17 protein-coding genes are annotated in these 23,628 nt (G+C 38.9%); 5 read left to right on the top strand and 12 right to left on the bottom strand.

From position 1 onward, the window contains the following. Window positions 1-6: 6 nt before the first annotated feature. From ACOKFD_RS07830 to ACOKFD_RS07815, 4 genes are read right to left on the bottom strand one after another with little or no spacing between them, the layout of a single operon-like run. Window positions 7-855 (bottom strand): transglutaminase family protein, encoded by an 849-nt coding sequence (locus ACOKFD_RS07830; RefSeq protein ID WP_422860732.1) that lies wholly within the window; start codon window positions 853-855, stop codon window positions 7-9. Between the two features lie 5 nt (window positions 856-860). Beyond that, window positions 861-1,625, bottom strand: coding sequence for a hypothetical protein (locus ACOKFD_RS07825; protein ID WP_422860731.1), 765 nt, complete (start codon window positions 1,623-1,625; stop codon window positions 861-863). Window positions 1,626-1,630: 5 nt separating this feature from the next. Beyond that, window positions 1,631-2,599, bottom strand: a complete 969-nt coding sequence (locus ACOKFD_RS07820; RefSeq protein ID WP_422860730.1) for an alpha-E domain-containing protein — start codon at window positions 2,597-2,599, stop codon at window positions 1,631-1,633. A gap of 14 nt (window positions 2,600-2,613) precedes the next feature. Continuing rightward, the gene (locus ACOKFD_RS07815) at window positions 2,614-4,053 is read right to left on the bottom strand and encodes a circularly permuted type 2 ATP-grasp protein (RefSeq protein WP_422860729.1); all 1,440 of its coding nucleotides are present in this window, start codon (window positions 4,051-4,053) and stop codon (window positions 2,614-2,616) included. Window positions 4,054-4,557: 504 nt separating this feature from the next. Here ACOKFD_RS07815 and ACOKFD_RS07810 point away from each other — a divergent pair. Continuing rightward, on the top strand, window positions 4,558-5,841 hold the full coding sequence (locus tag ACOKFD_RS07810; RefSeq protein ID WP_422860728.1) for a magnesium transporter: 1,284 nt from the start codon (window positions 4,558-4,560) through the stop codon (window positions 5,839-5,841). Window positions 5,842-5,954: 113 nt separating this feature from the next. Here the strand turns inward: ACOKFD_RS07810 and ACOKFD_RS07805 are convergent, their stop codons facing one another. Next, window positions 5,955-6,491: a mechanosensitive ion channel domain-containing protein gene (locus tag ACOKFD_RS07805; protein ID WP_422860727.1), complete on the bottom strand. Its 537-nt coding sequence runs from the start codon at window positions 6,489-6,491 to the stop codon at window positions 5,955-5,957. 274 nt (window positions 6,492-6,765) lie between these two features. Here ACOKFD_RS07805 and ACOKFD_RS07800 point away from each other — a divergent pair, with 274 nt between their 5' ends. After that, window positions 6,766-7,065, top strand: a complete 300-nt coding sequence (locus ACOKFD_RS07800; RefSeq protein ID WP_422860726.1) for a hypothetical protein — start codon at window positions 6,766-6,768, stop codon at window positions 7,063-7,065. A gap of 381 nt (window positions 7,066-7,446) precedes the next feature. Here ACOKFD_RS07800 and ACOKFD_RS07795 read toward each other — a convergent pair whose 3' ends face one another. The 5 genes from ACOKFD_RS07795 to ACOKFD_RS07775 form a co-directional block, all read right to left on the bottom strand. Next, window positions 7,447-8,907 carry a sensor histidine kinase gene (locus ACOKFD_RS07795; protein WP_422860725.1) on the bottom strand — a complete coding sequence of 487 codons (1,461 nt, stop codon included), beginning with the start codon at window positions 8,905-8,907 and terminating at the stop codon, window positions 7,447-7,449. 177 nt (window positions 8,908-9,084) lie between these two features. After that, window positions 9,085-9,489, bottom strand: coding sequence for a response regulator (locus tag ACOKFD_RS07790; RefSeq protein WP_422860724.1), 405 nt, complete (start codon window positions 9,487-9,489; stop codon window positions 9,085-9,087). Between the two features lie 453 nt (window positions 9,490-9,942). After that, window positions 9,943-11,787, bottom strand: a complete 1,845-nt coding sequence (locus ACOKFD_RS07785; RefSeq protein WP_422860723.1) for a PAS domain S-box protein — start codon at window positions 11,785-11,787, stop codon at window positions 9,943-9,945. Window positions 11,788-11,914: 127 nt separating this feature from the next. Further along, complete coding sequence (locus tag ACOKFD_RS07780; RefSeq protein ID WP_422860722.1) at window positions 11,915-12,310, bottom strand: response regulator; 396 nt, start codon at window positions 12,308-12,310, stop codon at window positions 11,915-11,917. Beyond that, window positions 12,294-16,313 carry a chemotaxis protein CheB gene (locus tag ACOKFD_RS07775; RefSeq protein ID WP_422860721.1) on the bottom strand — a complete coding sequence of 1,340 codons (4,020 nt, stop codon included), beginning with the start codon at window positions 16,311-16,313 and terminating at the stop codon, window positions 12,294-12,296. The genes ACOKFD_RS07780 and ACOKFD_RS07775 overlap by 17 nt, the downstream gene beginning before the upstream one ends. A gap of 415 nt (window positions 16,314-16,728) precedes the next feature. Here ACOKFD_RS07775 and ACOKFD_RS07770 point away from each other — a divergent pair, with 415 nt between their 5' ends. From ACOKFD_RS07770 to ACOKFD_RS07760, 3 genes are read left to right on the top strand one after another with little or no spacing between them, the layout of a single operon-like run. Next, window positions 16,729-17,304, top strand: a complete 576-nt coding sequence (locus ACOKFD_RS07770) for a hypothetical protein (RefSeq protein ID WP_422860720.1) — start codon at window positions 16,729-16,731, stop codon at window positions 17,302-17,304. After that, complete coding sequence (locus tag ACOKFD_RS07765) at window positions 17,273-19,810, top strand: HWE histidine kinase domain-containing protein (protein WP_422860719.1); 2,538 nt, start codon at window positions 17,273-17,275, stop codon at window positions 19,808-19,810. Before ACOKFD_RS07770 ends, ACOKFD_RS07765 begins: the two co-directional genes overlap by 32 nt. A 9-nt stretch (window positions 19,811-19,819) precedes the next feature. Beyond that, on the top strand, window positions 19,820-20,230 hold the full coding sequence (locus ACOKFD_RS07760; protein ID WP_422860718.1) for a hypothetical protein: 411 nt from the start codon (window positions 19,820-19,822) through the stop codon (window positions 20,228-20,230). Window positions 20,231-20,618: 388 nt separating this feature from the next. On the opposite strand, the gene ACOKFD_RS07755 is transcribed toward ACOKFD_RS07760, so the two are convergent. Continuing rightward, complete coding sequence (locus ACOKFD_RS07755; RefSeq protein WP_422860717.1) at window positions 20,619-22,826, bottom strand: DUF5916 domain-containing protein; 2,208 nt, start codon at window positions 22,824-22,826, stop codon at window positions 20,619-20,621. A 15-nt stretch (window positions 22,827-22,841) separates the two neighbouring features. Next, the gene (locus ACOKFD_RS07750; RefSeq protein ID WP_422860716.1) at window positions 22,842-23,417 is read right to left on the bottom strand and encodes a hypothetical protein; all 576 of its coding nucleotides are present in this window, start codon (window positions 23,415-23,417) and stop codon (window positions 22,842-22,844) included. Window positions 23,418-23,628: the final 211 nt, after the last annotated feature.

The following is a 23,628-nucleotide window of genomic DNA, read 5'->3' as shown; positions in this document are numbered from 1 at the left end:
GGCGAACTATTCTTGAAGTAACTGAATATCCAGGTTGGTAACTAGTTTGGAAGCGGCATTTCCCCTTACACTTCCAGTCACGGGCATTGTATTTTCGTAATTCGCACTGGAACATACAGGAATGTATCTTTCAGTGGTCCTTATTCCGTTGGAAGGGTCATAACCAATCCACCCTGCTCCAGGGAGAAAAACCTCCGTCCATGCATGGAGTTCATAAATTGGATTTTCTGTGTGAATGAAATAATAACCGCTCACAAACCTTGACGCTAAGCCAAGCTTCCTGAGTAACTGTATCTGCATCCAAGCTAAATCCCTACATGACCCCTTTTTGGAATTAAATGTATCATTCGGTGAATTAGGCTTCCCCAGCTCCCGGGCCTCCACCGTGAAATCTGACTGAATCCCGATCGTAAACCCGCTCAAAAAGGATATGGTATCTGAATCTACGGCGTCCAAGATTTGATTGACGTACTGTTGAAGGGATTTATTGATTTGTCCTACTTCCAAATACGGTTTTAAGTATCTCATCAATTGCTGCGAATAGAGGAATGGGATTCTTTTATATGGAGAAGGCCATAGAATAAAACTGAATGGATTGTGTCCCTTTGTTGACAAAACCGAGATTGCCTTAATGACAAGTCTGTTATGCTTGCCCCCATACCAACTGAAATGAACAGTGTTGTTCTCCACATCGGTCTGCTCAGAGATTCCGATCGGCTCGGGCGATATTATAAGGTTGAAACTTTTAAGTTTGGCATAGGGTACGTCCTGAGGCTTTAACCGAAAGTAATGGGGCTCAAAAAATACCTTACCCCCATACCAATATTCTGTTTCATGTTCTATCCGAAATTCCATAAACACTATTGCTGGCTTGCGGCTTGAGCATTTTTTATAGTTTCAGTGGATTCTGAACCCCTAAGTTTGTTTATCCAATCATCAGGAAGAGTTCGTATTGAATCGCTGAGCATTTCGTCCCAAAGTGATGAAATATTTTGAAGCTCCTCCTCCTCGTACCGTTTTTCAACAATGTTGAACGAGTCTTTTTCATAATAAATGATGTCCAAAGGAAAATCCACGTCGTTAGCGCTAATCCTGGTTGCATCAAACGAAAGAAAACCGGCCTTGAGAGCAAACTGCATGGATGAATCATAGTTTATGGCACGGTCCAAAATGGGTTTACCGTAGCCATTGTTACCTATTATTGCAAAAGGAGAGCCTTCGGATACCTCTATCCAATTGCCTTCGGGGTAGAGCAGATAAATCTTGTGCTCCTCATCGTCCTCCAATTGTCCGCCGATAATGGAAAACAAATTAAAGCTCAAGCCTGCCTCTTTCAGGGATTTTTTATCCTCGTTCGCAGACCGTTTGACCTGGTCCGAAAATGCATTGACAGCCTTGTAAAGTTTATTGAAAGAATCATCGTTCTCCTCAATGATTTCCTTGAAATAGGTTATCGATTTATCACGGACAGAACGGAGGCCTGAGGTCATTATAAAGAAAGAATGCTTCTTTTTGTTGACTGTAAATACCTTTTTTGCCCGGGTGGTTTGGTTTCCAGATGTTATTCTGGTATCGGCGATTCCCACAATCCCTGATTTTAATTTAATGCCCAAACAATATGTCATAGGATTTAGGTTTTAACATTGGGTTCAACATACTTTTTTGCAAAGAACGATTCGTAGATTGCCGTGGAGACGGTATTGAGTTTCTTTTGCAGATCATCAATGTATTCATGAAGCCCGTCTGCGAAAATATCGTGAATATCCATAAATTGAAGTTGTGCTTTTAGCTTACCCAATTGTTTTTCCGCATCATTGGAATACCCATCATCCAATCCAGTAATTGCATTCAATGATTTTCCGGCCTGAATAAGGCAAAAGTTGATGGACCGTGGAAAAACCTTGTCCAAAATCAAAAATTCACATATGTTCAATGTGGTTAGCTTACCATACTTTTTCCGGTACATGTCATAGGCGGATACGGATTTGAGCAACGCCGCCCATTGCGCAAGATCCATGGGAGAACCTACATCATTCGGCGTTGATAGCAGTATATGGTATTTGACATCTAGGACCCTCGAAGTTTTGTCGGCACGTTCTATCAACTGCCCTATTTTTCCGAAATGCCAGCCATCACTTCGTGATATGGTAGTGGCAAAAATACCGTTCAACAACTGACATCCCTCTTTTACCTTGTTAAAGAAAGTTCTGGGATCCTTTTTCTTCCAACTTTTCCTTTCGCAACCCTCCTTCATCAGAAAATAGACGTGGTTGATCTGTTCCCATACCTCTTTGGTCAGTTCAGGTCGAATGGCACGGGCATTTTCCCTGGCCCTAATAATTGAGTTGTAGATTGAATTTGGATTTTGTGTATCAAATCCAAGGAAATAAATGACCTTTTCCTTCTGCACCGTTTCGTACAAGGATTCGTACAGGGGCCAATCTCCAGTGATATCGACCAACGGTTTCCATTGCTGCTTTGCATCTGGGGCAGATTCCAGGGAGAGATTGAAGTTCACGTCCATGAACCGAGCATAATTCTCAGCACGCTCTACATACCTGTTCATCCAATACATACTATCTGCAATTCTACTCAGCATAGTGGTCTCGTCTTTTATAAATTATCCAATACCCAAGTATCCTTGCTGCCCCCTCCTTGGGATGAGTTCACGACCAAAGATCCTTTTTTAAGGGCAACTCGTGTGAGGGCACCAGGAATGACCCTTACCTCTTTTCCATATAGAACATAAGGTCTTAAGTCTACATGTCTTCCCTCAATTTCGTTTTCACAGAGCGTGGGCACTCTTGACAGATTTATCATGGGCTGTGCAATATAATTTCTGGGGTTGTTCTTGACCTTCTCCTTGAATTCTGCTATTTCGGTCTGTGTTGCATGGGGACCTATCAACATGCCATAGCCACCTGCACCATCTGTCTGTTTTACCACTAGCTTATCCAAGTTTTGAATGACGTGCTTTAAATCCCGTTCTTCGGAACATATATACGTCTTGATATTTGGAAGAATGGCTTCCTCACCCAAATAATATTTTATCAATCTTGGAATATAGGCATAAACGGCCTTGTCATCTGCCACACCTGCGCCTGGCGCATTAACCAGTACCACATTTCCCTTCAAATAAGCTTCAAAGAGTCCGGGAGTGCCCAACAAGGAATCCTTATTGAAAGCCAAAGGGTCTATGAACGCATCATCTACCCTGCGATAAATGACATCCACCTTTTGCAACCCTTTTGTAGTAATCTTGTATACGTAGCCATTCTGGACTACCAAATCCCGTCCCTCCACCAAATCCGCGCCCATTTGCTGTGCGAGATAGGCATGCTCAAAATAGGCCGAATTGTAAATTCCCGGTGTCAAGACCACTATAGATGCTCCTTCAAAATCGGTAAGGGATTCCAACATATCTCTTAGGCAATGGGAGTAATCAAGGACTGGTCTGACCTTTAGCTTTTCGAACATTTCTGGAAAAGTTCGCTTGAGAATCTCCCTATTCTCCAGCATGTAAGATACGCCGGAGGGACATCTTAGGTTATCCTCCAAAACATAAAAATTCCCATCGGATCCCCTTATAAGGTCGGTTCCCGAGATATGGCTCCATACATTTCTAGGAGGTTTTAAACCGACACATTGGTTCAGATAGCTGGCACTTGAAAGAACCAAGTCCTTGGGGATTATCTTATCCTTAAAGACCTTTTGGCCATTATAAATATCATGGATGAACAGATTCAAGGCAATTACCCTTTGCTCCAATCCCTTGGTCAATCGATCCCAATTTTCACCGCTGATTATCCTTGGTATGATGTCCAAGTGAAGAATCCTCTCAACACCTTGATTATCGCTGTACACGTTGAAGGTCATGCCTAGGGAAAGTTGTGCGCGATCGGTAGAATGTTGAAGGGTCTTCAGTTTTTTCCAGCCTGTCTTTTCCAGGTATTCCTTAAATAATCGATAACTGGGTCTTACCACTTCAGAATCTGAGAACATCTCATCATAGAAGCCTTTGACCTCGTATTCCTTAAAACTTATTCTTTGCATCTTTAATGATCATGTTCTCTAGTAGGAGCATTGGTGGAGAAATGCCCTGCTACTAAAGATAGTGTTAATCGATTATTTAATCCAGGTTTCACCCAATCAAATTGAGATTCTTCATTTTTTGGCCATGGGAAATAACAATTCAGCAAACCAACTACTTTTTTTTGAACAGGGTGATGGTTTGATATCATCCCAATATGAACGAATTAATATTACAAATAGCTTATTTGAATTTTACATCACTGGAATTTGTCGATTCATTCGGGCAATCTTTTTTCAAGTAGTCATCTAAAGATTCGCAATTCAATCATGATTGCGGAAACAAAGTATTTCGTCACAAGGCAATGTATTCGAAGTAGACTTATATTTACTAAAATTATAATGGCTATTATCTCCGAAGATATAGTCTTGACCTCCTTTATTTTTATCTATGAGACTATTGGATAAGTCAAGGATTGTATTGAAATTTTCAATACAATACCAATATTAATCAAAACTTGCTTCAAAATGTCAAACAAGGAATCAACGACGAAAACAGCCAGGGAAATTGCCGGTGATCTGGAGAACGAAGGTTATGATAATATGATATCGTATCTCAACAATGCTACGCCGGCAATGGCCAAAGAAGTATTTTTTAAATTCTCTTCTTATACCTTCCCTGGTATAATTTCTATGATGAATGACGATTTGTTCAAAAAGGTGTTCCATAAAGTTGATACTCATAAGGTTGCAAGGGTACTTTCAAGACTTGATCGAAATTCAATTGATGGAAAATTGGAATTATTCCCTAAAATTATATCAAGGGAAATCCGGGATTTTCTAAGCTACGATGGAAATAGTGCGGGTTTTCTAATGGAAACCAATCTTTTTAGTTGTCCAGTGGAAGATACTGTGGAGATTGTTCTGGAGAAATTGCGCAGACTTGGGGATAAAAGGGTTTTGACCGTGTACGTTGTCGATGACGACGATAAACTTGTAGGTAGGGTTCCAGTAAATTATATTGCAATTGCCAAACCCGAACAAGAACTCGGAGAGCTGATATACGAAGCGCCCTCCGTACAGGCGATAAGCTCGAGAGAGGAAGTCTTGAGCGTGATGGAAGCTTATTCTCTTCTACAGATTCCTGTTGTTGACATTCAAAATCATCTTTTGGGGCTTATCAGAAACGATGCGCTAATCATGGTGTCTCGTGAAGAGGCAAGTGGTGGTTTACAGACTATGTTCGGTGCTGGTAAAGAGGAACATGCACTATCTAAAGCTTCATTTGCCGTACGCAAACGTCTTCCATGGCTTCAAATAAATTTGGCTACCGCATTTTTAGCCTCAATGGTGGTTGGTTTCTTTGAAGATACGATTGCCAGGATAACCATTCTTGCGATATTCCTTCCCGTTGTCGCCGGCCAATCCGGTAACACTGGATCTCAAGCCTTGGCTGTAACCATAAGGGGGCTTGCATTAAAAGAGATTAGGATAGGACAATGGATGAGGGTAGCCAAGAAGGAGCTTGTGGTCGGCTTTATTAACGGTGTCGCTGTTGCAATCACCACTGGCATTATTGTGTTCTTTTGGTCAGATTCTTTTGGTATTTCCTTAGTTATAGGTGTTTCTATGGTTCTTTCCATGATCATTGCCGGGTTTGCCGGTGCTGTAATTCCGATAGTCCTAAAGGCTTTTGGACAGGACCCTGCAACTTCATCTTCGATTATTCTTACCACAGTGACCGATATCTGCGGATTTCTCAGCTTTCTTGGACTCGCCTCTTTACTTTCATCCGCCTTGGGAATTGTATAGGGCACAGGGTCCATTCTCTAAGAGTATGTTATAGAAGTGAAAGTTTACTATTTTTTACAACAACACTATCCTTCCAAAGAAGATTTACGCTTTTTCACATTTTCACTGAGCTTCTAATTTTTTTCGTTTTCAGTTAAACTTTGGACCGAATTGGTGCTGGATAGTTTCTTGATTGTTTTTTGGATAAAAACGTTGTTTGGAAGAGTCAATTCCTCCATATCATAAGTTTGTATGCTGATAAAGAAAAGACCAATATTGGTCACTTTTCCCTCTATGGCATAATCCTTCCCCTCCATTATTACGATCTTGTCATTTAGTTTGATGGGGTGGTTGAAGAACAAAATGATACTTGAGGTAATGTTTGACAAAAGTGACCATTGGGCAAAGAATGCGACTCCAGCGATGGTGACCACCGAACCAATGAATATGGCAAGATCGGATTGGTCAACACCCCAAATGAGGAATATTATTGACATGCAGATAAGCAATAATGTGCTACGTAGCACTTTTTTGATGGACAAGCCCCTTGACTCTTGGATAAGCCTATCCTTTAAAGTCCTGTCTATTATTTTGGTCACAACAAATCTCACTGCAAAAAAAATGGCCATAACCACCACGGTCTCGATTAGTTTAATGTAATTCACTTCCATACGCTTCAAAATTTTGGATTCAATTTCAGAATAAAAGCTCTAAAATAGATAGAAGAAAAATTTTCCGCAATCTTTCTGGTTTCCCTGATTTATAACCACAATTTGAACTCGTAAATCAATTGTAGACCCATTTATCCTTGCCGATATAACCTCTTAGAATGATTTTTGATTAATCGTGTCAATTTTAATCAATTTAAAATTATTGTTAAGAGGTTTCGGTTTGATTTCTATTGCATATCTTCAAGAGATATAAGCGCACAAAAAAACACTCAAAATGAAAACAATTGTAATACTATTGATTGTGGCACTATCTTCCCTTCACTTACAAGAAGTGGAAAAGACAGTTGCCACTTATGACCGTTATGATGATTACATCTTCTACTTTACTGATAGTGATGGGCATTCCTTAGAGTTTGAACGGAAAGATGAAGCTGTTTGGAAAAAATATGATTTGGTGGTAGGGGATTATTATGGCAAAAAGTTCGAGATAACCTATACCGTAGAAGTAGATGAGGACGATGAAGGTGAGGAAATCTACACAAGCACCATTGTGGATTTAAAACTCTTGGACTAATCCAAGGTCTCTATTTGTAAATACTGAACATTGAAATATTGTTTATAGCTTGGTGAAGTAAGCCAATAAAACTACAGATTAATGGGACAAACTAAAAACAGGAAGAGATCCCCAAAAAATGTTGGTTTTTTGAAACTGAAGTCCAGAATTTTTCTTTTATCGTTCAAAGAATCCTATCCAATCTTTGCAATGCAATTCCATACAAATCTTTGATATTGGTAATTTTGCCCTGAAATCTGGTTAACAATTCACGTAATTATTGAAACTATATTTGCTGTATTTGGGGTAGTTCCAATACTGGTATGAGGGCAATATTAATCTAATTGAAATCATAGAATCTTTTCGTTAATCCATAAAAGGGTTTAGGTTTCATGACAGTCGTCAGCAATAATCTGCCGGACGTCCAAATCGTATGGTAAAGCTACTTCCAATTCCCATTTCGCTTTTCACCTCAATTTTGCCATTCATTGCTTCCACCTGTGTTTTCACAAGATATAGCCCCAAACCTTTTCCTGCTGTTTGCCCACTTAACCTTCCATACATATCAAAAATCTTTTTTTCCCTTTTAGGGGTCAGCTTCATACCAATTCCATTGTCAGTGACGGTCAAAACCAACGAACCTTCTTTTAACATGGTAGAAATACGAACCATGGGGGTTCGTCCTTCTTGTTTATATGCAATCGCATTTAAGATGAGATTATAAAGTATATTCACCACGTAGCTTTTGATTCCTTTAACCTTGGACACTTGGCTAAAATCCATGCTGATGCTTGCATTTGCCTTCACGATTTCTTCAGAAAGCAAACCGAGAACATCTTCCATAGCTGATTCAAAACAAACATCCCTAAAACGATTCTCATCGACACTTCTCAGAGAAAGGGAGAGGCTTAGGTCCTTCATGGTTTGGTGCAGGGCTTTTGAGGTGGTCTCAAACTTTTTCAGAATAATGTCGTTCTCTATGTCTCGTCCCCAGTTATAAACACTCAATAGCATCAAAAGATTCGAAATAGGTCCCTTTAAGTTGTGGGATACCACATGGACAAAATGCTCAAGTTCTTTGTTTTGCTCCACAATTTTTTGGTTTGCCAATATCTCTGATGTCACATCCTGAGTGGTACCTGACATCCGAATAGGCTTCCCATTGGAATTATAGTATGCCCGACCCTTTTGGTGAACATATCTTACATCCTTTTCTCCGAGTACAATACGGTGTACAATATCATGAAGCACATTTTCGCTTATACAGGCTTCCACATCAGCATTGAACGCTTTCCTATCTTCAGGATGAATAATCTCCATTAAAGCTTCATACGTGGCCTCGAAATTTCCAGGCTCTTGTCCAAAAACCCTGAAAAGCTGATCAGACCAAGTAATTTCATCTTTAAGCATGTCCCAGTTCCAATGGCCGACATTGGCTATCTCTTGGGCTTCCTTATATTTACGGTCTCTATCTTCTAGTAATTGTAGGGCTTCCGACTCAGCTGTTACATCTTTTTGTTGCATGCAGCAGCCTAAAACTTCTCCTTTAGTATTGTTAAAGGGAATAAATGAAAGTTCAAAAACCTTCGCTTTTCCGTTCGTTTGGATTGTTGAAAGGTAGATCAAGGGATTTCCATTCAATGCCGTGGAATAACCCTTACTGCACGCATGAAAAAAAACATCGTTAAATCCCAATGACCTCAAATCCATACCAATTTCCGGCACGATTTGAAAGTCATTGGTAAACTGCTGTTCAAAGGAGTGACTAAAAAAGGTCAGTTGATAATCCCGATCTATGCTCCATATAATATCATCCCCTTGTTTTGGAATAAGGGCATTAAACGTATCAAGAGTATCAGTCATAGATTTCGTAGACAAATTCAAGTAAGTTCAAACAAGTGGTTTGGTTTTTGTGACTTCGATTTCCCGAAAAGAAAACCATAAAGTCCCAATTTAAAAATCAAAACAGATTTCATTAGCGATATGTGGGTAAGGTTCCGCTTTATTTGAAGCAAAACCAAACAATCGGAAAATGGTAAATTAGCTTTCTTGCTTTCTTGCATAAGATTCTTGCAGATAATCTTCCAAATGCTCAGTTTGTAAGGGCTTGGATATGAACCTTTTCACATATTTATCATACTTCAAGGCTTCTTCCCTATCAGAATCTGCTTCTGAAGAGGTTACCAATAATACTTCGTTGTTTTCAGGAAAATCCTCCAACATCATAAATTCCAAAAACTCGAACCCGCTCATTTCGGGCATATTGATGTCCAAAAGAATCAATGTTCTATCCTTATCGTTCTTACGAAAGCGTAATTCGTCCAAAGCAAGTTCAGGGTTGGTGAAGCTCTTGACCCTATCTTCCATACCCATTTTTCTAAAGTGAATAGCGTTGATCGTGTTTACCAGGTCTTCGTCATCGACCAAATAGATTTCCTTGTACATTTTCAAAGACTTTTAATAGTTAATGTGTTATAAATGAGTTTGTATTAAATGTCAAAAAAAATTAACATTTTATCTATCATCAACATAATTTTATAAGATTTATTGTGTTCATGTTGTAAGAATTAAGATAGCAATGGTAAAGTAAAAGAAATTGATATATAAAGAAATAATTGTATTGAAAGTAGCTTTTTTTTATTAGAAGAGGTTTTTTCATGTTAAGACCTTTTAAATCCGTTTACGGATAGAAACGTTTGGGCGTCTAAACGGATTTACCTGACGATTCCTTTCTTTGCTCCTTTTTACGTTCTCTGACGATAAGAACAATTGAGATTAAGAGACATATAAAAGATGGTACTATAACAATCCAAATCACGGTTTTTACTTTGTCATAACAATATCAAATCCTAAAACTTCGTAACCATTCTTTAATAAGTGGAGCAGTTGGAAACTGGTTTACTTATTGGAAAAGAACAATCTAAAAATACTCCCTTCGTCAGATCTGCTTTCACATTCGATTCTACCCTTCATCAGTTCCATTTGATATCTGACCAAGTAAAGTCCCATCCCTCGTGTGGTATTTTCTTTTTGGAAAGCCTCATAAAGTCCAACTGATTCTCTATCTTGATTTTTCAAATCCAACCCCACGCCATTATCCTCAACACTGACTACTGTGTAATACTTTTGAACCTGCGCGGATATGACAACGAGAGGCTTTTTATGTTTCCTTTTGAATTTTATTGCATTGGATATCACGTTACCCATAATATTCTCTAGATAACCGGGAAGGGCCCTAACCTTCAAATCATCCGGTATTTCATTTACAATTTTGGCTTCTTCTTTTTTGATTAAACCAGACAGTCCCTGTTCTGCCTTAAATATATACTCATTTAGAGCAAGGGGCCTTTTCCTCAGATTTATATTCTGTCTTATGGTAACAATTTCCCTGAGTCCCTTTATGGTATCGGTAAGACTATCGGTGGCATAGGACAGCATGTCAAAAATTGTTCTTCGTTCCTCCTCCATTTTTTCGGTCTTTAAAAATTGAAGTAGTAATGAAAAGTTGCTTGCCTGTCCTTTAAGATTGTGTGAAGTCATATGGGCAAAGTTGACCAACTTTTTGATTTCTTCTTTGGTTTGCCCAATTTTTTCCTCCAATACCAGTTGTTTTTCTCTTTGCCTTGTTATGTCTACTATTGTGACCAATACGACTTTTCTTCCATTTTCGCGATTTATCAGCTTACCAGTGAGTTGTAAGTCCAAAGTCTTGGTTCTTCCCTTGGTATATTTGATGTCCAGAGGACCGAAGCCATTTAATTTGGACAATTGCCTTATTGGATTGTTCTTTCCCAATTCACCCGGGTTCAAAAAATTACGAAAAGATTTGTCTTTGAGTTCTTCAGCGGTTCGGCCAATCACCATGGAAAGAGCATCATTGATTTTTAGAAACTTACCGGAAGTATAATCTAAGAGTGCCATAGCTACCGGGGATAATTGAAAATACTGTTCATAATCACTAGCAACGGTGGTCGAGCTCATGTAACTGTTTTGAGGAACATGTGGAATGGCTTGTAAGGTTCCTAGAATTCTCGAACATTTTCCTCCTTTGAACTTTGGTCTTCCAATACTTTTGACCGAAATCGAAGGATTATCAACAACGTCAATCTCAAGATTTTCTTCCCATGGCTTTCCGGTTCTGATTGCCATCTCCAAGACAGTTTGAAAGGTATTTCGCGAACGGCCTTCTTTGAAGAAGTTAGACATATCTTCCAAAGTGCCCTCAAAACCGGATTCCACACCAAGAATTTCTTTTATATTCTGCGACCATGTAATCATGTCTTCGCTGACGCTATAGTCCCAACTACCAATTTTGGCCATCTTGCCCTTTTGATAGAGCTTATCTTTGGTACGTTGAAGCTCTAGCTGTAGATGGTGGTTGTCGCCTACATCTTGTGCATTAAGTATTACCCCAATTTGATTTCCATAACCATCTTTCCAAGGATTAAGATGCCACAGGTATTTCATGACCTTATCGTCATATTCTACTTTGTCCATCACCTGAATGTTGGTCAGACCATCGTAGACATATTCCAATTTGACTTTCCAATCTTCAGAGAATCGGGGGAAGATTTCAAAAATGGTCCTGCCCTTCACTTCTTCTTGTTTATCTTGAAGATGAAATTTTTGAAACCAATTTTGGGAGGCATCACAGATTTTAAAGTTTTTGTCAATTAAAGCGATAGCGGATGGAATGTCTTTTAGCCATGTGGTCGAAGTCTGGAAGGTATTTAAGTGTGCCATGTGTTGTTGATTTTTCTTACAATTTACAGATGAAATATTGTTTTCCTTTTAAAAAATGTTGTGAAATGATTGTATTTTGTTGTGAAACAGTTAATTAGTGTTATTAAATTGAAAAAGGGCCATCTTTTCAAAAGAATTCTGTTATCAATCGTTCAATGTCATCTGTTGACAACGGTTTGATTATAACGTCCTCTATCAACTCTATTTCCCCTGCTTTTTCCACATCTCTTGGACTTAATGATGTGGTAAGAACAAACACCTTGCTCTTTTGGCGTAGCCCTTCTTCCAGCTTCTCAAACTCTTCTAAAAATTCCCATGCGTCCATTATGGGCATATTGATATCCACAAAAATCAAATCAGGAGGGGATTGGGGATGGTCACGTATGTATTTTAAGGCTTCGTAACCGTTTTGAAAATCCAGTACCTTTTCCGCGCAATTGACCTTTGCGATAAACTTTTTATGGATGTAGTTGGTCGCAGGATTGTCATCCAATAAAAGTATGCTCTTAAGTTTCTCTTTCATGTTTGTTCAAAATGCTAAAATTAAATGTAGTTCCATTATCAAGTTCCGACTCCACATTGATGGTCCCCCCGTGTAGCTGTACTATCTTCTTGCACTGTGCAAGACCTATACCCGTTCCCTTGTAAGAATCAGTATTATGTAGCCTTTGGAAAATATCGAAGATTCTTTCCTTGTTCTTTTTGTCGATTCCTATACCGTTGTCCTTAAGCTTGAAATGCCAGAAATTGTCTTTCAGCTCTGCACTCAGGGAAATCTTTGGTTTTTTTCCTACTTCTACGAACTTTATGCTATTGGATAATAAGTTAAAGAACAACGAATAAAGCTCAAATTCATAGCCCCAAATTCTAGGTAGTTTACCTATTTTGATTTCCGCTTTGGAATCCTTGATGGCCTTAGTGAGATCGTTCTTTATATTTTCCAAAAGTTGGTTGCAGTCCACAAGGGTACTTGTCTTTACATTCCCTATACGGGAATAGTCTAGTACCGCTTTGACCAACGTGCCCATCCGTTCAGAGGCTTCGGTGATAAAACGGATATAGGTATCTGCTCCGTTATCAAGCTTGCCTTTATACTCTTCCTCAAGCAACTTTACAAAATCGACAATTGTTCGCAAAGGTTCTTGTAGGTCATGACTGGCCACGTAGGCAAATTGTTCCAATTCCCTGTTGCTACTGTACAGTTCTTCCTCTATGTTCTTCAAAGGGGTTATATCCACATGGCTGCCAACCATGCGAACAGGTTTGTCGTCTTTGTCCCACTCGATTACCTTTCCCCGGCAAAGCACCCAAACAATGCTCCCGTCTTTATGAAAGTAACGTACTTGATTATCATAAGGGTATTCTCCCTTTGTTTCCACATGTTTGTCAAAAGCCTCAAAAACGCCAGGTAAATCATCTGGATGAATTATATTTTGCCATGATTCAGGTGTATTTTCCATTTCATCATCCTTATACCCAAACATTTGTTTGAACGTAGGGCTAAAGTATTCTGTACCTTCCTGTATCATCCAATCCCAATATCCGGCCATGGTACCTTCAAGTACCTGTTGGAAGGCCAAGTTTTGATCGAGGTATTTTTGTTCGGCCTCTTTCATAGCGGATACATCCCTAAAAGCCGTAATGGTGTAGTCTTCGTTTCCTTCGGTATCATAGAGGACTTCAGCATTTACACTTACATGAATGGTTGATCCATCCTTTCGTCTTAGCTGCCGCATTACATTTTCCATTTTTCCGGTCTTTTTGAATTCATTCAAGCGCTCATCCAATTTGTCAGCGTCTTCCTCTAGATATAAATCGGATAAATGAAGCCCTATCACCTCTTCAATATTCGAATATCCAAGATTGTTCACCAATCTTACATTACAATTGATGATAGTGCTCTTGGCATCAAAACTGGCATACATATCAGGTGCATTGTCATACAGTGCCCTAAACTCCTCTTCGCTCTTTTTAATTTGTGCCTCGGACTCTTTTAGCTCATTGATATCCACAAAACTGATGACCGCCCCATCGATTGAGTTATTGCTGTTATGGTAAGGAGTAATACGCTTTAAGAACCAATTGCCATTATTGCCACGTAACTCTTTTTGATAGGGTTTTCCATACTCCAGGACCTTCTGGGCACGTTTTATAAGATCTATTTCATCTCCAAAACTACTGGTGAAATGATGTATTGGGCGATCAATATCACTATCCCTTAAACTGAAATGCTCCCGAATGGCCGGTGTGAATTTTCGGATACGTAACTCCCTATCCAAAAATATGGTGCCGATATCGGTGCTTTGCAAAAGATTATCCATATCGGCATTGAGCGATCCTAAATCTTCTATTTTCTGTTGAAGCTCTGCATTCACCGTATGCAATTCTTCATTGACACTCTGCAGTTCCTCATTGGTACTCTGTAGTTCCTCATTCGCCGCCAAAAGTTCTTCATTCGTCGCCTGTAGTTCTTCATTACTGGTCTCCACTTCTTGGACAACAATTTGAAGATTTTCCCTGGTCTCCTTCAGTTCTTCCTCCAACTCACTGATTCGAATATTGTTCTCCCCTGAAATTTCTTCAATTACAGTTGCAGTACCTTCTTCCAATTGTTTGGGGATAAAAAGTAGCATACATCCTCCTGTATTCGAAATGAGGTTAATATCAAAAGGATTGACCAGCAGGTCTACCTGTAAAACATCCCCACTTGTCTTTTTGATCTTCATTCCTTTGTACAGAACTCTTTTGTTCTGCTTTAAGGCTTTTCTAACGGTACTCCCAATGGAGACCGATACGCTATCGGGCAGCATTTTTAAGATATTGACACTAAAACCCTTATCGGGAAGCTCAATGAACTTTCTAAATTCTCCTACCGCATGTAGAATATTGTAGTTTTTATCCACGTAAACAGCCGCCAGACCCAGTTCCTCCGCAACCGTCTCGTTCATGAGCTCCGCCATCTGGTTTTCCAGTTTTACCTTATTGGAGCTTTTGACGGAGGTAACAGGAGTTATTTTTTGAACATCGGGATAGTTCAACGGTTCCATCCCCAAGGACCTGGCCGGTTTGATATTGGTATAGAGCTTTGCGGTCCTATCCATTTCCTGCATCACATTTTTGTAATCCCCTATGGTCTCACTGCTTCCCAAAAATAGTGTCCCGTTCAAATTCAACGAATAGTGGAGTACCCCAATAATTTTTCGCTGTGCCTGAGGCTGGATGTATATGAGCAGGTTGCGGCAAAGGGCAATGTCCATTTTATTGAATGGGGGATCCCTCAATACATTGTGCTGACTAAAAATGACCATACGGCGCAGTGATTCCACGACCTGATATTCATCTCCCTTTCTTACAAAATACTTTTGAAGTCGCTGTGGTGAAACATCGGCTATTATACTTTCCGGATAGATGCCCCTGCTTCCAATTTCCAGATGGTTGCTCTCCAGATCAGTGGCAAATACCTTGATGTCAAGTTGTTTCCCCTGCCGTTCCACTTCTTCCGACAGCAAAATCGCTATACTGTAAGCTTCTTCTCCCGTACTGGTCCCTACGCACCATACCTTGATCAAATCGTTGGTCCCTTTTGACTTGACCAAATTTTGAATGACCAGTTGACTTAACTTCTCCCAGAACCGGGAATCCCTAAAAAACTTGGTGACCCCGATTAAAAACTCACGGGATAGGATATGCACCTCTTTAGGACTTTCATAAATAAAATCAAGATACTCCTTTAAATTGTGCAATTTGTTCACGCTGATCCTCCGTGCAATTCTACGCGTTAAGGTGGGTCGCTTGTAATGCTCAAAATCCAGTTTGGTCACATTACGGATTTGATGTAGAATTCGACCAACGGTCACCTCATCTTTCTCAATCTGACTTTCTACTGCTCCGTTGGAAGAAGGGTGTTCTATAAAGTTGATAAGCTCGGCAGGCAATTGTTCCACGGGCAGGACATAATCAACCAAACCTGTGTTAATGGCACTCTGTGGCATACCATCAAACTTTGCCTGAACAGGATCTTGTACCATGACCATTCCCCCTGCCTCTTTTATGCTTCGCGTACCACTAGTGCCATCACTGCCTGTTCCACTTAGTACAATACCAATTGCTTTTTCCCCTGAATCTTGAGACAATGACCTGAAGAAGATATCAATGGGCAAATTCAAGTCATTACCTTTCGGTTTATTCACCAACATTAACCTACCGTTAATTATAGTAAGGTTTTTTTTAGGGGGAATTAGGTATATACAGCCAGGTTCAACCTTCATGTTATTCCTTATTTCATAAATTGGCAGTATGGTATTTTTTGAAAGCAATTCAGCCATCAGACTCTTGTAGTCTGGGCTTAGATGCTGAACAATTACAAAACTGTGTGGACAATCTGGAGGGACATTATTGAAAAATTCTTTAAGTGCTTGAAGGCCACCTGCGCTGGCCCCAATAGCTATAATTTGAAATTCAGTTGTTATATCGTTTTTCTTTTGTTGACTATGCTCTTGAAAGGGTGAATTACTTTTTTGAGTCATTAAATACCAAAACTTTAAATATATAAATCAGTAGGAACTCTTAACTTTTTGGGGAGGGCAAACGTAAGTTAATTCTTTAGTAATTTAAGAATATTTCTGCAATATTTCCAGCATATCTCAGAAAATGTTAAAAAAAAGTGCAGAGTCTTATTCGATATTTTTAGAACTAAACCTAGATTGTTGATGGCAAAAAAGTATGAGTCAAGGCTTTGTGGTTAAAAAATCTAATTTTTTGATGCAATGAAATCAACTCGCTAAAACATGCCTGTAATGAAATTGATTCATTTACAAGAAAGAAACCAAGTTGTGCGAACTGAAAATTGAAAAAGATTTTTTAATTCTTTGGTGTTGTATTATCCTACCAAAAAAGTCTATTTTAGCTTCAATGTAGTAAAATATTTTAACTTAAGACACTTTGGATAACTCCTTTCGAAACAAACTATATCTCGATACCAAACCACAACATCAAGCTGTTGAAGAGGTTTTCAACTTTAAAAATGAAGTCAATACAAAAAATTTGCATCTTTTTCTTTATACCATGCTGGTAGCCAGAGTGTATTGCAAACCATTATTGGGAAATCTTGAGATCAACTTTGGAATAGACACTTATAATACCGCATTGATTGGAGCCTTGCAGGAAGACCTTGGTGGAAAAGCTCTCGATTTGGATGCTGAAATGCAAAAATTGCAAGGAAACCTGTTCGTCGCCAGGGATATCAGTAGTCAAATAGGTGCTTTTTATGTGTTTGCCGGTTCATCCTCAGGAGCTAAAGTAATTTTATCCTTAGCAAGAAAACAGGGCATACAACACCCATTATACTATTTTACTGAGTTGGTAGGTCATTCAAAAAATCAAATGAACACATTAAAAAAAATTATAACCCAAGGGAAGTTTGTTGATGACCAAGTGATTGAATCCGCCCAACATACTTTTGACCTCATATATAAAATAGCTTCCAATGAACTTCGAAAAAGAACTACAGCGGTCTAAAGAGCTTGAAGCAAAGGCACTGGAAGCATGTAACAGTGAGCCCATTGAGATTCCAGGGCTCGTACAAAGTTACGGTGCGTTGTTGGCTTTTGACTTTGATTCCTTGGCCATAACTTATGCCTCTAACAATATTGGAGATTATATAAATTTCAACCCTGCCCACATATTTGAGCTTTCCGTAAGGGATTTGTTCAAAAGTGAGGATTTTCATGCTATTGCGAACATTGCATCGCACAGTTCAGCCTTTCGTCATAGAGAACAGGTGAAAATAATGGTGTTAAACGAGTGCGAGATAGACCTCTCACTGTATCGTGTGGACAAATACGTAGTACTTGAGTTTATTCCGGTGGGACAGCCCTTATCCACCATTCAAATCAACTCGCATTTGAAATGGACCCTCGATACCATACGAAAGTTGGAAACTGTCGATGAAATTTTGGCCCAATCCGTACAGGGTTTGAAAAACATCACTGAATATGATCGGGTAATGGCCTACAGGTTTCATCCAGATGATTCTGGGGAGGTAGTTGCCGAGGTAAACAATGGAAAAATGGATTCCTATTTGGGTTTGCGTTTCCCGGCATACGACATCCCCCCCATTGCAAGAGAGCTCTTTCTAAAGATATCCATACGGCATATATCCAGTACTTCGGACGAGGGAATAAACATTAAGGCGGCCCATAAAGATTTGCCACCTTTAAACTTGAGTTTGGCCATATTAAGGGGAAATTCTCCTATTCATAACCAATACCTGAGAAATATGGGGGTAGCTTCCTCCTTGACCCTCCCAATTGTAATCAACAATAAACTTTGGGGACTATTTGCCCTCCACAATAAAGACGCAAAAAAGCTAACGTCTGAAATTACCTATTCGGCAGAATTGGTGGGGCAGCTTGTCAGTATGGTCTTGGAACAGCAATTGGAACGAAATGCAGAGAAAAGAATCAACAAACTCCATATGGATGGAGAAGAATTTGTAACCCTAAACCAGAACTCGCTATATTTAAGGTCCTTCTGGAAAAAGTATGCCGATAAGCTCAAAGCACTCATAAAATGTGATGGTGTGGCGTATCAAATTGATAAGAAAATTTTAATTCACGGAGATTGTCCTACGATAAAGGCCATCCATAAGATTACAAAAAAAATAAAGGACAACGAAGAGCAAGAAATTCATCATTTTACTAATTTGAATGAGCTACATGTAAACGGAATAGGCAACTCTAGGGGAATGCTCGCCCTTCAAATAAATAAAGACCACCCAAACATTTTTATTTATTTCTTTCGGAATGCGGTGGAACAAAACATTGCATGGGCAGGCAATCCGAAAAAAGATGTGGTGGTGGAAGATTCGCAAGTACGTCTTCATCCCAGAAGTTCTTTCAATCATTTTACGGAATTGAACAAGGGACAATCCGAATTATGGGATGCCGAGACGATTGCTGTGGCGGAGGTGGCGGTCAAGACCTTCAAAAGAGCGGTAATGGTTGAAAAAGCCACTTCGGAGCGACTAAAAATCGTGGTTCGTGAACTCAACCATCGCCTGAGAAATGTGCTGACCTTGGTACGATCAATATCGAGACAGACTGCGGAAAACGAAAAATCCGTGGTCCATTACGTAGATTCGTTGGAACAGCGAATTCTGGCCTTGGCCGACGCAAACAGCCTGCTTACCTCAAGTTCATATAACTCTGTTGATTTGAAAACACTACTTCTAAAAGTTATACCTCCTCTATGCAATCACTCTGACAAAATCAAACTTGAAGGACCAAGTATTATGTTGACACCCGATATCATTCCAATGATGGTACTCATCATTCACGAGTTGACCACTAATGCGGTGAAATACGGTTCGCTTTCTGTGAAAGAGGGTAAGCTCAATGTATCATGGAAAAAGGAAAATGATGATTTGCTCCTTGAATGGAAAGAATTGGATGGACCTTCCGTTACACCTCCAAAAAAGATAGGATTTGGAACGAGCATCATTGAAAATGCCATAAAATATGAGTTTTCCGGTATATCTGAAGTTGATTTTCAAGAAAATGGGCTCTCTGCCAAGTTCAAAATCCCTGGAGGCCTAATCGGAGAGGACAAGGATAACGTTTTTGTTCTGGAACAGGTGCAGGGTGCTAAAGAACCGGAGAAGGTTTTAAGGGCCCAAAGTATCAACATACTTATTTTAGAAGATGATTTCCTGAATGCCAGGGATATGAAGAAAGTTGTATCACACCCTCAGGTAAATCAGGTAGATACATTTTCGAATCAGGATGAGGCCCTTGCTGCATTGCGCACTACCACTTACAATCTTGCACTGTTGGATGTTAACTTAAAAAAAGAAACCTGCATTAAGGTGGCCTTGGAATGTAAGCAAAAAAATATACCCTTTTACTATATTACGGGATATGGAAGTTCTTTTCTCAATGAAAGTACTTTTCCCAAAGCACCCGTTATACTAAAACCCATTCAGACACAGAAATTGAAAGAAATTGTCAATGGATACATATATTAGTAAATAAAGATGACAGAAAAAACACCTAGAATCCTCATAGTTGAGGATGATTATAGACTTGCTACAGAATGGCAGGATACATTAATGGCCAAAGGTTATCATGTGGATACAGTACCCAGTGCCGACGAGGCCAATTTACTGTTAACCAATAATTATGATTATTTTGTCCTTGACCTATTTCATGTACGCAATAACGAATTCCTACCCGATGGAGGTATCAAATGCATAGGGCAAATACGAAGATATGAGGCAATGCACAACAAAAATTCCCTAATTATTGCAGTCACCGGGTACTTTCGGCATGAAAAAGAATATCTTATTTCCACCGATCGTGTTGCCAAAAATCTAGGAGCCGATTTTACCTTGGAAAAACCCGTAAACATCTCCAGTATACTGGGTATTATAGAAAATAGAGGATAAAAGTGGCAGGTGATTTCGTTTTGTGATTACCTCGACTCTACTACTGAGGAGAAAGCATGAATTTGATTAGGCTAACCCCTCGGACAATCTCCACTACTGACTTGAAGGATATAAAAAAGGTCTTGAGAAATGGCAATTTAACGAGACGGATCTAGTACAAAGAGCGGATTCCTTTAAAATGTTCGTTTTTCGGAACCAAAACGATCTATCAATTCGTTAATGAAATTGTAAGGTTCCCTTAGAACAGGAGGGTTGAAAATTAGAGTTCAAAATTTAAAGGAATCTTAACCAGTAAACGGAAGAATTGACTTTACCCTGCTTTTCTTGTTCACTTTCAAGTTGGGTATAAATCATTCTTAATTACTTAGACGAGATGTTCTCTATAACACTAAAACCAATAAGTCATTTTTACCACTAAACCCTTATTCCTTGGCCTGAAATTATCTGCTGTGTTATAGTTGTCTGTATATATGACAAACAAGTCCGACATGGGTAGATAACGCCATTGAAACCTTGTAAATATGCCAAAGTTGTTGGTCTGCGTATTATATTGGGTAACGTTGGAAAGGAACATGTTGTTTGAAAAGCTAATACTCCCATTGAATCTTAATAAATGAATTTCCCTTTTTCCAAAATTGTCAAGTAGTCTTACATTATTGTAGTTATAGGAAACACCAAAATTACCCCAAGGTTGAAACCGCACATTTGCATTTGCAAGCAGATTCAAACGATTGCCATTAAAAAAGTCTCCATAACTGGCCCTAAAGTCACTGGTAAATAGCTTTCTGTTGTCTGTTCCGTACTCTAGACCATATTGGGTAAAATTATAATTTGCTATAGGTAAGGGTGTGAAATCCCCTAGAAAACTCGTTGGAAGAGGTAAGTTTAATTTACGATATCTAATGTCAACTGTCAAAAATGAGGTATTCTTGAATCTAAAATCATACGCCAAATTATTTTCTGTTTCATTAAAGGTTAGATTGGTATTCCAATGAATTATATGCCAGGTTCTTATTCCATGCCAATTAAAAATGCTTTTCTCATTTTCGGGATAAAACAAGTATCTAAAAAATGGATTGAATTTAGTAAAGCCAATGCGAACGACTTCTCCAGTTTCAGCATTAAAGTTTTCAAGTCTCGGATTGATGCCAACCTCGGTAATATAGTTTTCACCAACCACATCCAAGGTCCAACCTGTTCTAATTCTACGAGTATTGAAGTTCCCACTAAAACCATAATACAAGTTGTTATCTAGATTTTCATCGGTGTGGGAAGTGTGAATTCTAAAGGTATTGTTTAGTTTACCGCCTTTTCCTACATACGCAAATTCCAAACCTAAGTTTCGTGAATAAGAATCATTGGTAGCGTCATTTTCTGTTTTATCAATGGCAATTGCCTTAATTACTGATTTGTCAAGTATTTGCTGATGAATAGTACCTACAGTGAATCGTTGGGAGTTTATTTCGTCTATTCCGTTTGTACGAATATGCATTAACCCAACCCTAGTTTTCCTGCTTAGATTTCCTGTTAGTCTGGCCCCATAGTCAATAGGGATGACCTGACTGTTGTCTAACCCTATTCTTCTAGAAAAAAAGGGTTCTATCCCCCAACCTCCGAAATTTGAAAAGATATCATCATTTTCAAGAAAAAAATTACGTCGTTCAGGAAGAAAAATATTAAAGCGGGTTAGATTGGTCACTTGCTCATCTACATCGGCGTTGGAAAAATCTGGGTTCAGTGTTAGATCTAAATTCAATGCACTATTGATTGCTATTTTACCATCTACTCCAATATCAAATTTGTTAGATGTCTCAGGCCCATCTGACTTCTCAAAATCTCTAATGGACGAAAAAGTGGCGTATGGAATTAAATTGAAAAATCTTCCATTTTTTGGAATTTCTTCGTTCCATATCAGCGATCCCATATAATTGAGATCATCAGGATTGAAGTTTCTTGGAAACTCCGTCCATGTGGTCAACTTGTTATTTTGTATATCTGGTCTTACAAAGCCAATCCCCCAGTTTTTGTTCTTGGAATTAAAACGTAAGGTTTTAAAAGGAACTGCAACTTCTACTACCCAATAATCTTGATACTGTTTCGTTTTTGAGTACCATTTATTATTCCAAACCAAGGCATTTTCCGTACGTGTCCCGTCTAGGGATAGGCTTCCTTCTATCTGCGCTCCTCCTGCATTTACTCCAAACATAAAACCATTTTGTCTATTACCTATTGGGTCTATTGCTATGGTTAGATGATCGCTACGGAAATAACCGTCATTATCTCTTTTAAGTGTTTGAATTACCCTTTTGCCATTATCATAACAAATGCCCAGAAAATAGATAAATTGATTATCGTATGTGATTTTCACTTCTGTTTTTAATTCAGAATATCCCGTGTCTTCAGGTGAGTGATTGTGGAAGGGTGATAGACTTTCTATACTGTTCCACTCATTATCAATAATGCCATCAATGTTTATCGGCAATTTGGCACGCTTAATTTGATAATTGTAAACATCTCTAGTATCCAAACTGTCCTGAGAGGATACCAATTTGGGCATTAGAAATAAAAGCAACAATCCTAAAACTCTTAATTTCATATTTATCCTACCCATTTATTTATTGTTCTTTCGTAAAAAAATATCAAACGTTCCTGCTAGACCATCTCCTAGAGGACGTAATGGAATAATTCTATCGTTGGAAGCGTTTCTTGCCAGCATATCGGGTTGACCCATATCATTTTCAAAATATAGCTGGGTAATCAAAGTAGAGTAGCCTGTTGCACTTACTTTAAAATGAATGTGTTTGGGTCTGTTTCCATAGTTTCCTGGCATGATTGTACGAAAGTGGTAAGCACCAAGTTTATTCGTTTTCAATTTGGACCGAAAGAGGTATTCGTTGGACGATACATCATACGAGCCTTCAGGACTTGCATGCCATACTTCAACAGTAACGTTTGATAGTGGAAGATTACAAGAATGACCATCAAATATCTTTCCTTCGATATCCAAACGTATTCCTGTACTCTTCCCAATCATATTGTTGTTTAGAGGGCTTCCCTCTCTGAAAAAAGGACCCAAATCATCAGCCTGTGTTAAGCAAGTTTGAGGGTCATTCTTTTTGGAGTACCCCATAAATGCTAAAGAAGTAACGCTCATCATTGAGTTTCTCAAAAAGTCTTTTCTATCCATAACTAAGGTTTGTTAACTCCATTCAAAGGATTATAAATCCCGTATTCTCGCAAAATGAAATCTCTCAAGCGTATATAGAAACAGCCCAACGACTTCTTTCTTGGGGTAAGTGTTTCAATGAATTGGGCGATACCTATGGAAGGGTATATTTCTTAAACTACTTTTTTCAAAGGTTTGACCGTGTTACTCTGTCGTTTGCATTTTTTTTTAT

It is taken from the genome of Flagellimonas ulvae (genome assembly GCF_049333175.1).
Taxonomy (GTDB): Bacteria; Bacteroidota; Bacteroidia; order Flavobacteriales; family Flavobacteriaceae; genus Flagellimonas.
This window is presented reverse-complemented; position numbering and strand designations above follow the sequence as displayed.